General features: G+C 66.6%; 10 protein-coding genes. All 10 read right to left on the minus strand.

Going from position 1 to position 11,241, the window contains the following annotated elements:
- Positions 1 to 165 precede the first annotated feature (165 nt).
- A complete protein-coding gene (tssH, locus tag DMX10_RS30535; RefSeq protein ID WP_111264614.1) occupies positions 166 to 2,832 on the minus strand; it encodes a type VI secretion system ATPase TssH in 2,667 nt (888 codons plus the stop codon).
- Positions 2,833 to 2,927: 95 nt separating this feature from the next.
- Positions 2,928 to 3,419 carry an Hcp family type VI secretion system effector gene (locus DMX10_RS30540; RefSeq protein ID WP_111264615.1) on the minus strand — a complete coding sequence of 164 codons (492 nt, stop codon included), beginning with the start codon at positions 3,417 to 3,419 and terminating at the stop codon, positions 2,928 to 2,930.
- 13 nt (positions 3,420 to 3,432) lie between these two features.
- Positions 3,433 to 5,154 (minus strand): OmpA family protein, encoded by a 1,722-nt coding sequence (locus DMX10_RS30545; protein WP_111264616.1) that lies wholly within the window; start codon positions 5,152 to 5,154, stop codon positions 3,433 to 3,435.
- A gap of 10 nt (positions 5,155 to 5,164) precedes the next feature.
- A complete protein-coding gene (tssL, locus tag DMX10_RS30550; RefSeq protein WP_111264617.1) occupies positions 5,165 to 5,842 on the minus strand; it encodes a type VI secretion system protein TssL, short form in 678 nt (225 codons plus the stop codon).
- Positions 5,839 to 7,194, minus strand: coding sequence for a type VI secretion system baseplate subunit TssK (gene tssK, locus DMX10_RS30555; RefSeq protein ID WP_111264618.1), 1,356 nt, complete (start codon positions 7,192 to 7,194; stop codon positions 5,839 to 5,841). Before tssK ends, tssL begins: the two co-directional genes overlap by 4 nt.
- A 24-nt stretch (positions 7,195 to 7,218) precedes the next feature.
- Complete coding sequence (gene tssC, locus DMX10_RS30560) at positions 7,219 to 8,754, minus strand: type VI secretion system contractile sheath large subunit (RefSeq protein WP_111264619.1); 1,536 nt, start codon at positions 8,752 to 8,754, stop codon at positions 7,219 to 7,221.
- Positions 8,755 to 8,784: 30 nt separating this feature from the next.
- Complete coding sequence (tssB, locus tag DMX10_RS30565; protein ID WP_111264620.1) at positions 8,785 to 9,288, minus strand: type VI secretion system contractile sheath small subunit; 504 nt, start codon at positions 9,286 to 9,288, stop codon at positions 8,785 to 8,787.
- Positions 9,289 to 9,783: 495 nt separating this feature from the next.
- Positions 9,784 to 10,185 (minus strand): biopolymer transporter ExbD, encoded by a 402-nt coding sequence (locus DMX10_RS30570; protein WP_111264621.1) that lies wholly within the window; start codon positions 10,183 to 10,185, stop codon positions 9,784 to 9,786.
- Position 10,186: 1 nt separating this feature from the next.
- Positions 10,187 to 10,900 carry a MotA/TolQ/ExbB proton channel family protein gene (locus tag DMX10_RS30575; protein ID WP_111264622.1) on the minus strand — a complete coding sequence of 238 codons (714 nt, stop codon included), beginning with the start codon at positions 10,898 to 10,900 and terminating at the stop codon, positions 10,187 to 10,189.
- A 37-nt stretch (positions 10,901 to 10,937) separates the two neighbouring features.
- The coding region (locus tag DMX10_RS30580) for an energy transducer TonB (RefSeq protein WP_146603091.1) at positions 10,938 to 11,241 on the minus strand (304 nt) is incomplete at its 5' end.

Raw genomic sequence — 11,241 nt, forward strand, 5'->3', positions numbered from 1 at the left:
AGGGGAGGTCGCGCTGGGACGAGGTGAACTCGACCTGGTAGGTGAAGGGCTGGCTGAGCGTCTCGTCCCCGACGAAGGCGAGGACGTCGAGCCCGACGTCGAGTTCGCCCACCTGCAGGCGGTGACGGCTGTGGTCGAAGAAATGGCGGAGTTCGGCAAGCATGCTCAAGCCTCCTCGATGACCGGATGCATGTGGCCCTGCCGGTCGATGAACTGCAGGGTGACGCCTTCATCCTCGTCATGGCCGAGGATGACGCTGCGGGCGTGTTGCCGGGTGGCCTGGCGCCGGAGGAGCTGCTGGCTGAGCACCGGCAGGATCTGCTGGTTGAGCAGGCTGTCGATGTTGCGGGCGCCGGTATCCGGCAGCAGGCAGGCGGCGACGAGGGCCTCGCTCAGGGCGTCGTCGACCTGGCAGCCCAGGCCGTAGTGGCGTTGCAGGCGGCGTGAGACCTGTTCGAGCTTGAGATCGACGATGCGTCTGAGTGCATCTGCCGGCAGCGGGCGATAGATCAGCGTCTGGAAGCGGGCCAGCAGCGCGGGCTGGAAGTGATCGCGCAGCACCGGGCGCAGCAGTTCCTGGAGCACGCCGTCGGTGGCATCCGGCTGCACCTGCAGGCACGCCTGCAACAGGTCGCTCCCCAGGTTGGACGTCATCAGGATGACGGTGTTGCGGAAGTCGATTTCCCGCCCCTCACCGTCCCGCATGAAGCCACGGTCGAAGACCTGGTAGAACAGGTTGAGCACGTCCGGGTGGGCTTTCTCCACTTCATCGAGCAGCACCACGCTGTAGGGCCGTTGGCGCACCGCTTCGGTCAGCACGCCACCCTGGCCGTAGCCGACATAGCCCGGCGGAGAGCCCTTGAGCTGGCTGACGGTGTGGGCCTCCTGGTACTCGGAGAGGTTGAGCGTGATCAGCGATTTCTCGCCGCCATACAGGCTGTCGGCCAGTGCCAGTGCAGTCTCGGTCTTGCCGACGCCGCTGGTGCCCACCAGCAGGAACACGCCCTGGGGCGCCTGGTCACCGGTCAGGCCTGTCCGTGCGGCTCGCAACCGCTGGGCCAGCGCGCCGAGGGCATGATCCTGGCCGATGACCCGGCGACCGAGTTGATGCTCCAGTTCCAGCAGGCTGGCCTGCTCATCCTTGAGCAGGCTGCCCAGTGGGACGCCGGTCCAGTCGGCGACCACCTCAGCGACGTTGCGCGCGGTGACATCCAGGGACAGCAGCGGCTGGTCACCCTGCGCCTGCTCGAGACGCCGCTGCAGCTCGGTGCAGCGTTCCGCCTGCCGTGGCTCCTCCTGGCGAGCCGCCAGGAGCTGCTGGCTCAGGTCGAGTTCGTGACGGTATTGCCGCTCCAGCTCCGCATGGCGTCGTGCCAATCCGGCGTGCTGTTCGGCGAGCTCGTCCAGCCGCCGGGCGGGTGCCTTTGCGCCCAGCAGGCCATCCGCCTCCAGGGCTTGCCGCTCCAGCTCCAGGGCGACCTGCCGGGCCTTGATGCCGAGCAGTGCCTGGGGCTCGCAATCGAGGCTCATGCGCACGCGGGCACTGGCGGTATCCAGCAGGTCGACGGCCTTGTCGGGCAGCTGGCGCCCGGTCATGTAGCGCCGTGACAGGCTGACGGCTGCGCGTACCGCGGCATCCTCGATATGCACACCGTGATGGCTGGCGTAGCGGGCCTTGAGGCCCCGCAACATGAGGCAGGCGCCGGTGTCGTCCGGCTCGTCGACCTTGACCATCTGGAAGCGCCGCTCCAGCGCCGCGTCTCGCTCGAAGTACTGCTTGTATTCGCTCCAGGTGGTGGCGGCGATGGTACGCAGCTCGCCCCGGGCCAGGGCGGGCTTGAGCAGGTTGGCGGCATCCGCGCCGCCGGCCTGGTTGCCGGCACCGATCAGGGTATGGGCCTCGTCGATGAACAGCAGGATGGGCGGCTCCGCTTGCTGGACCGCGTCGATGATCTGCTTCAGGCGCTGCTCGAACTCCCCCCTGACTCCGGCACCGGCCTGCAACAGCCCCAGGTCGAGGGTCCGCACGCTCACGGGTTTCAGGCTGTCGGGTACTTCGCCCTCGGCGATACGCAGGGCCAGGCCCTCGACCAGGGCGGTCTTGCCGACGCCCGGATCGCCCACGAGGATGGGGTTGTTCTTGCGTCGCCGACTGAGGATGTCGACGACCTGGCGGATCTCGTCATCACGGCCGAACACGGGATCGATACGCCCCTCACGGGCCTGCGCCGTCAGGTCCTGGGTGAACCGGTCGAGCAAGGCCAGGGACGGGTTGGCTGCGGAGCCCGCAGGTGGGCTGGAAGGAAGGACGACCTGACCGGGCTCGGCTTCGTCGAGGCGGGCTTCACGCTGCACATCCGGGCGCTCTTCCGAATGTCGGTCCAGCAAGGGCAACAGGCGTTGCAACTGGGCTTCGCTGAGGCTGAGCAGCGGCCAGGCGGTCTCGCAACGCAACAGGCTGGGCGTTTCCAGCAGGGCGCCGAGCAGGTGCAGGGAACGCAGCCGGTCGTTGTCGTCGTCCAGGGAGGCCCGCAGCCAGGCGTTCTTGATCAACTGCTGCAGCTCGGCACTGAGCTGGGGTCGCTCGCGCACGCTGCGGGGCAGGCTGTCCAGATAGGCGAGCAGCCCCTGCCAGAGCGCATCGAGTTCCCAGCCATAGCGCCGCGCGAGCAAGGTGAGGTCGCCCTCCCCCTGCTCCAGCAGCTTGAGCAGCCAGTGCTCGGGGGTGACCTGGGCGTGGGCGCGGCTCTGGCAGAGCGAGGCGGCGGCACTCAAGGCCCGGGCGCAATAGGGGTTGAGGCGACGAAGCAGGCTGGCGGAGTTCTGGGCCATGGCGATGCGTCCTTGTACGAAGTGCGTGGCGCTTGTGCGTCGGAATGGTTCGCGAAGGGTCGGCGGAGCTTTGTGCCCCGCCGACCATCCCGAGGTCAGGCGCTCTGACGTTCGTTCCAGGAGTCGGCATGGATGATGTTGCCGTCCTTGTAGGTCCAGGTGATCTTCTCGTAGCGCAACTCGACCTGCTCCAGGTGGTTGTGCTTCTCCTTGGACGGGTCCTTCACGTCGTGCATCTTCGGCGCGACCTTCACGACCTTGACGTTCTCCAGCTTGGTGATGAAGTACTCGACTTCCTGGCCGGCATCGTCGATGCGGTACCACTTGAATTCGGCGCTCTTGAGGGTCTGGCCGGTGGTCACCGCCTTGTACAGGTAGGGGCTGGAGGCATCGATCTCCTTGGTGAAGAGGAACGGGGTGTGGACCCGGGTGCCGGTCAGCTTGCCGGTGTTGTTGTCGGTGGGGATGTAGAGGCTGTGATCCTGCGCGATGACCTCGATGCTGCCTTCGCGCTTCTGCACGTCCACCGACCCCTTGATGTCGGCTCCGCCATCGTCCTGCAGCCAGAGATAAACGGGAATTGCCATGTGAAGCTCCTTCTCAGAGGTTGACAGCCGCGGAGTGCGGCTGGTCCTTGCCACCCCGTGCGGCGGTGGGCGACACGCAGGCCCCCACCTCCGGCACCAGGCGGATATCGACGCGCCGGTTGGCGGCGCGCCCGATTTCGGTGTCATTGCTGGCGATCGGCTGACCGGCACCGAAGCCCTGTACGGCAAAACAGCTGTCGGGGATGTCCCCCATCCGCTGCATCCAGTCACGCACCGCCCCGGCACGATCACGGGACAGCTGGAGGTTCCGGTCGGCATCACCACTGGCATCGGTATGCCCGGCAATGACGATCAGCCAGCCGGGCCTGGCCTTGACGTCGACCAGTGCGTTGATCAGGAGCCTGGTCGACTCGGGCTTGAGCGTGGCGCTGCCCACGGCGAACAGCGACAGGCTGTCCAGCCGCACCGGCTCGGGCATCCGCGGCACCTCCGTGGGTGCGTCGTGGGGCCTCCGGTAACCGGTGATGACGGCCAGCAATTCGTCCCTCAGGCGCTCCCCCTGGTACAGGCCCAACCCCAGCCAGAGCGGCTCACCCTGGCGGTAGTAGCCATCCAGGCGCGCTGCATCGGAGCGCAAGACCGCCATGGCTGCTTCACGCAGTTCGAACTCGGGCTGGTCACGGTGCTGGGCGTGGGGGATGGCCAGGTAGCGATGCAGGTCCTCGCTGACCTGGCGCACCAGTTCGCGGTTGTGCCAGGCGGAACCGGCCAGGGCCGAGACCACAGCCAGAGCGGATAGCCAGAGCGATGCCAGCCAGGCACGGCGCAGCGGCGTGGGACTCACACGCGTCGGCAGGAGCGGGAGCAGCGCGTCCGGAAGGGGCAGGAGTGACGAGGTCTCGTGCGCAGGCTCGGTCGCCTCTTCCAGCGTCGTCCGGTCACGCACCCATTGCTGCCAGAGATTCCCGGCGACGCGGCCAGGCAGGGTCGGCACCAGCATGACGCCGCAGGCCACGGCCGTGGCTGCCGGGTCATTGCCGCCCCGGCCGACGAGGGAGGCCTGCACATGTTGGCGCAACCAGCCGGCTACCGCGCCCAGCAGGACGCCGGTGCGCAGGCGCGATGCCGAAAGCACCGGGTCACCCCCGAGCCTCTGCCATTCAGCGAAGGCGATGCAGGCGCCCGCCTCCAGCACATCGGGTTGCGACCCATTGGCCGCCCAGCAGAACCAGGGCGTCTGGCCCCGGTCGCCTTGCAGGTAGCTGACCTGGAGCAGCGGCAGTACCGCTTGCCGGCGGGCCTGGACGAGTTGATGGCGGAACGCCCGGAGCTTGCCCTCCAGCTCGGCTGCATCGCGATGCTCGCCTGGATCGATGACCAGGAGCACGCCGAGCTGCCCGCCCCAGTGGGGCCGCTGAACCAGGATGGTGCGGACCATCAGTGGCAGGTGTTCCAGGTTATCCACAGGCAGGTAGCAGCCCTGTGTCGTCATCCTCCAGCGGGGCCCCGCGGCATCGGGCTCATCGAACAGCCCCCTCTGCCCATCGCCACAAACCAGCACCACCGGCTGCTGGAAGCCCGCAGCGGGCAACTGCAGTCCGGCGTCGAGCGTCAGGCCCCGCTGGCCTGCCCAGCGCCAGGCCAGCAGGAGAGCCCCCAGGACGAGCGTCGCGCCCATGAGTCGCAAGCCGCCCGCCATCGGAAAGACGAACAGCAGCGCCAGGGCCAGCAGAGCCGCCCACGCACAGAGCCCGCGCATCAGCATCCTGCTCATCGCACGCCCTTCACACCGCACCGGGCAGCAACGAGGCGACGAGACGACCGAGGTACTGGTCGAGCCCCCACCAGGTCCCGGCGACCAGCACGGCCATCGCGAGCACCTGCATCGCCGGGCCGCGCAGCCAGCGCTTCATCGCATCGCCGCGCTCGACGCCCGTGCCGAGGCTCAGGTCGCCGCCTACGGCCAAGGGCGGGACCCGCTCCTCCAACGCGCTCACCAGGCCATCGCGCTCCGGATCATGCAGCTCGTAGCGCCCTTTGAATCCCAGCAGCAGGACGCGGTGGTACGCCGTCAGGACCTGGGGGTCGGGCGAGGGCTCGCGCAGGACCTCGTGCATGTCCTCGTAGAGGAAATGACCCGCCTGGTGACGGTTGAAGAACTTCACCTGCAACGGCTCACCGGCCCAGTCGGCGTGATCATCGTCCCGGGCGAACGCGAGCACGGTTTCATCCAGCAGCGCGCATTGGGCGTAGCTGATGCAGTCGATGCTCCGCTGGCTCATGCCCCGCGCCTCGAGTTCGTGGCGTAGCGCTTCGACCTGCTGGATGCAGCGCCTCCACAAGTCACGCCCATGGTGGGCCGAGCGCCCCTCGCGCAGGGTCACTACCAGCAGGTAGCTGTCCTGCAGCAGTGCGTCGATGGAGGCCGGGGCGTTAACGCGTACCTCGCTGTGCAGGCTCATGAGCGCAGTACCGCGAACAGTTCGAGCCGGGCGTCGATCAGCGTGGCGGGAACATAGAAGGCGCACACACCGGCGGCGAGCATGGCCCGCCCCTTGGGATGCCCGAGATCCAGCGCGAAATACTGGTTCTCCAGGCGCAACGGGATGGCAGCGGGGACATGGTTGAGCGGTTGCAGCGGGATGCCGTCCAGCGCCGCGTTGACCAGGTGGTCGACGTCATCCGGGGTCCCCACCTTGCACAGGTGGGGAAACTGGCTCTGCAGCTGCGCGGCGGAGAGTCGCGAGCGGACGGAAAGGTAGAAGTCGGCGCCATCCGGCTCGCGCAGCCTGGGGTCGTGGAGCGAAACCTTCCAGCGGTTCGCCCCGCTCTCCTCCAGCTCCAGGGCGATGACGCGCGACGGCAGACTGGCTTCGAGCAGCGTCGAGATCATGCTCATCAGCGGCGGCAGGACCCGCTCCAGCTGCTCGTGCCGGTAGGCCGGCACCTGGTCGATGTCATGCTCCAGCGAAAAGGTCGACAGGCTGCCGGCGAGCTTCGCCAGCTCCAGGTAGACCTGCTCGGGATGACGCGCAGGATGAGCCCTGAGGTCGGCGAGGATCGGCTGGTAGGTGTTGAGCGCATTGAGCAGCCAGAACAGCGAGACGTCCGCCACCGCGAAATCGGCCATGCGCTGGTTGCTTTCACGGCGCATGGCCATCAGGCGCTGGCGCTTGGCGGACAGCTGGATGAACAGGTTGTCCAGCTGCACCAGCAGGCCCGCATGGGCATCGAGGCTCAGCAATGGCGGTACGTAGCCGGCATCCACGGCCCAGGTTCCCTGGGTATCGCGCAGCAGGCGCACCACCGGGCAGGTCAGGTAGTCGCCGTTGTCGTCGCTGGCCAGGCGCAGGCTGAGCTGGTGCTCCATGACGCTGATGGACTGCCGCTCATCGCCATAGAGGTCCTGCACCGCCTGCCAGTTCTGGCGGTAGCGGGTGGGCCGGTCTTCACGCTGGCCATCGAGCACACAGTTGTTGCCATTGCCCTGTTCCAGCGGCAATGCCAGCAGCAGGGTGGCGCTGCGGATGTCGTCGGCCAGGACGCGGGACAGCTCAAGCGCCGGCGGCAGGTGATCGGCGCGGTCGGTATCGATCAGCGTGCCGTCCGGCATGCGCACGTGAAGCCGCGATGCCTTGAGCCGGCCCATCCTCAGGGCATCGGCATCGAAGTCGGCTGCCAGTACGCCCCAGGGATGAACGAGGGCGAGCCGGGCGATGCGCTCGTTGGTCCAGGCTTCCCAGCGGGCCTGTTGCTGGAACTGCTGCGGGGACAGAAGCGTCCCCGCAGCCCAGAGGGGGCGGTCGATGTTCATGGCGTCGTTTCCCTGGCCAATGCGTCAGGCCTTGGCCTTGGGCATCTGCGAGACCAGCGACAGGTTGATGTCCATGCCCTCCACCTGGAAGTGCGGCACCGCGTACAACTTGACGCGGAAGAAGCCGGGGTTGTCGTCGATGTCCTCGACCAGCACCTTCGCCTCGCGCAGCGGATGCGATGCCTGCAGGTCGTCGCTGGGGTCGGTCATCTCGGTGACGAGTCCGCCGATCCACTTGTTGAGCTCCAGTTCCAGCAGGCGCCGGTCCTTGGTGGTGCCGATGTTTTCCCGCTGGATCAGCTTCAGGTAATGGGCGATGCGCGACAGCAGGAAGATGTACGGCAGGCGCGCGTTGATGCGGCTGTTGGCGGTGGCATCGGCGGTGTCGTACAGCGCCGGCTTCTGTGCCGAGTTGGCGGAGAAGAAGCAGGCGTAGTCGCGGTTCTTGTAGTACGACAGGGGGATGAACCCGAGGTTGGCGAACTCGAATTCCCGGGTCTCGGGAATCATCACCTCCGACGGGATCTTCACCTGGTTGCCGGTGCCCAGGTCGTAGAGGTGGATCGGCAGGTCGGTCACCGCGCCACCCGATTGCGGGCCGCGAATCTGCACGCACCAGCCGTTGTTGATGAAGCTCTTCACCATGTTCGCGGCGAAGGCGAACGATGCGTTGGTCCACAGGTACCGGTCGTGGTCGGGCCCCTTCACCTTCTCCACGTAGTTGAAGTTGCGCACGGGGATGGTGTCCGGGCCGTAGGGCAGCCGACCGAGGACACGCGGCAGGGTGAGGCCGATGTAGCGGGAATCGTCGCTGTCGCGGAAGGATTTCCACTTGATGTACTCGGCCCGATCGAAGTAGTTGCCGATGTCCTTGATGGCGGCGACTTCCTCCATCGACTCCTTGCCGAAGAAGGCCGGGCCGACGGCGCCGATGAAGGGCATGTGCGCCGCCGCGGCGACCTTGGACAGGTTGCGCAGCAGGGCGATGTCCTGGGGGCTGGCATCGAACTCGTAGTTGGAGATGGCGGCCGCGATCGGCTCGCCGCCGGGGGTGTCGTATTCCTGGGTGTAGGTGTGGACGTAGAGGCCGCTCTGGGCGATTTCCGGTGCATCCTCGAAGTCCTGCACCAGGTGGTCCTTGCTGATGTCGAGCAGTTCGATACGGACGTTCTGGCGGAAGTCCGTCTGATCGATCAGCGACTTCACACCGCGCCAGGTGGACTCCACGCGCTGGAAATCCTCGTGGTGCATGACCGCGTCGAGCTGGCGACTGATCTGCGCGTCGAGGGAAGCGATGTGTTCATCGAGCAGCGTCTTGTCCAGGCGCTCGACCTTCTGCGCCGACTGCTGGAGCAGGTCGAGGAAGACGCTGACCGCCGCCGTGACGCGCTCGTCCGCCGACGCTTCGGACAGCGCCTCGTTGTTCTGGAATGCATCCAGGCCGCTCAACTCGCTGATCGGGCTGAGGTTGATCTTGCTGAACAGCGCCGCATAGACGCCCTGGCTTTCATCGAATGAAGTGGCGCCACGAGGGGCTGCGGAGGTGTGTTCTACGGACATGGGAAACCTTCCTGTGGAAATCCGGATGCGTTAAGAGGCGTCTTGGGGAGCGAGCGCAGCGAGCTCGGCGCGCAACTCGTCGCTGAGGGCGTCATCCTTGAGGATGCGTTCCAGTTCCTGGCGGAAAGTCGCGTTGTCCAAAAGGTTCGACTTGAGGTCGCGCAGCAGATTGCGCATGGCCAGGAGGGCGCGTAGCTGGGGGATCTGGCGAGCCACCTGCTCGGGCTCGAAATCCTTCATGCGGTGGAAGGCCAGCTCGACCGAGGTTTCCGAATCGTCATCGGCCAGGGTGTTCTCCACGGCCAGCTTCATGCGGGGGGCGAACTCGGCGAGCACGCTGTCGAAGTTGTTGCGGTTGATGTTGACCTTGGCGCGCTCGGACAGGGGGCGCGCCTCACGGCCGTTGCTGTAGTCGCCCATCAGCATCAGCTTCAGCGGAAGCTCGACCTTCTTCTGCGCACCGCCGGTGTGCAGGTCGAGCTTGATGTTGACCCGTGCCTTGGGTACTTCGTTTTGGAAACTGTTCGATGCCATGACTACTCCAGATGTCTCCCCGGGGGGAGGTCAGATGAAAGCTGTCGAGCAGGAATTCGTGACCACGGCCAGGTGGTCGTGCGGTCCGTCGGTGCGATCGAAGGGGCTGAATTCCATTTCGTACTCGTTGCTTGCTTGCATGGGCCGCAACGGCATGAGCGGCTGCTTCGGATGCACGTTGCTAAGGGGGCGAACGCCACGCTGGCGGGCCGGCGGCTATCTAGGCCGATAACCACAAAGCGGCGAAAGAGGAAAAGTCCGAGAGGAGCCGTGAACGGTCTGAAGCCGGCGGGGAGTGCTGTAGGAACCCAACTGTTAACGATTGGGCAGATGACGAACGCCGAGGCTCTCCGCCCCTGCGCGCGCACAAAAAACCCGGAGCTGCCGCATGCAGTCCGGGTCAGCCCTGGCGGGCGTTGCAGGCCTTCCTGTCTCAGAAAGCCGCAGGATAAAAAAGCCACCTCCCCCCTGCCTGAAGGGAGGCGGCCAAAGCTGTCAGCGGGCGGTGATCACCGCCAGCTTGGTGATCCCGGCGCGCTCGATGGAGGCCATGGCCTTGGCCACCGCGCCGTAGTCCACCTTGTCGTCCGCCTGCAGCTGCACGCGCAGCTCCGGGTCCTTGGCCTTGGCGGCCTCCAGGTTGCCCTGCAGCAGGTCCGGCTGGATCTCGTCCTTGTTGATGAACAGCTTGCCTTCGCCGTCGATGCTCACCACCAGCGGGTCCTTCTGGTCCGGCGGGGCGACCGCTTCGGTCTTCGGCAGGTTGATGGGGATGGCATTGGTGAGCAGCGGCGCGGTGACGATGAACACCACCAGCAGCACCAGCATCACGTCCACCAGCGGGGTGACGTTGATCTCGGAGAGAACCTCGTCGCTGTCTTGAGTGGAGAAGGCCATGTCAGGACGCCTCCTTCACTTTCTGGGCGGCGCCTTGCTTGCCGGCGGCGGGGTTGACGATGACCTTGAAGGCGCTCTTCTGGGCCAGGCTGTAGAAGTCGTGGGCGAAGTCGTCGAGGTCGGCGGCGGTCAGCTTGAGGCTGCGCAGGAAGTAGTTGTAGACCAGCACCGCGGGCACCGCGACGGCGATGCCGACGCCGGTGGCGATCAGCGCCGCGCCAATGGGGCCGGCGACGGTTTCCAGGCTGGCGGAACCGGCCAGGCTGATGCCCTTGAGCGCTTCCATGATCCCCCACACGGTGCCGAACAGGCCGATGAAGGGCGAAGTGGAGCCGATGGAGGCGACCACCGCGAGGCCGGATTCCAGGGAGCGGCGTTCACGCTGGATCTGCTGGCGCAGGGCGCGCTCGAGGCGGTCCTGGTGGTTGATCGCCTGGCTCAGGTCGCCGGGCTGGCCACCCTGCACCTGGATCGCGGCGAAACCGGCCTGGGCCACGTGGGCGACGGCACCGGCGTGGTCCTGCACCAGGTCGGCGGCGCTGTCCAGGCTGGTGGCGCTCCAGAACAGCTTCTGGAACTTGCGGTCCTGGTGCTTGAGACGGGCGAACTGGATGCCCTTGACCAGGGCCAGGCCCCAGGTGACGACCGAGAAGCCGATCAGCAGCCAGATGACGAGGTGCTCGACCGAGCCGAAGGGGTTGTTGAGTAGGTCCATGTTGCGATCCTCCAAGTGCGCCGGGGCGCGAATCTGTTCAGTTCAATTTGAAGTCGATGGGCACGCTGACCCAGCCATCCTGGGCCACGTCGCCGCGCTTGGCGGGTACGAAGGTCCAGCGTTTGACGGCCTTGATCGCCGCCTCGTCGAGCAGGTCGCGACCACTGCTCTTCTGTATCTGCACCTCGCTGGGCGAGCCGCTGGCCAGTACGTGCACCCGCAGCAGCACCGTGCCTTCCCAGCCGCGACGCTGGGCGAAGGAGGGGTACTCCGGCGCCGGGTTGCGCAGGTAGCCGGCATTGGCCGAGGGCGGCGTGACCGGTGCCGGAGTACCCCTCCTT

Source organism: Pseudomonas sp. 57B-090624 (assembly GCF_003234055.1).
GTDB lineage: Bacteria > Pseudomonadota > Gammaproteobacteria > Pseudomonadales > Pseudomonadaceae > Metapseudomonas > Metapseudomonas tohonis.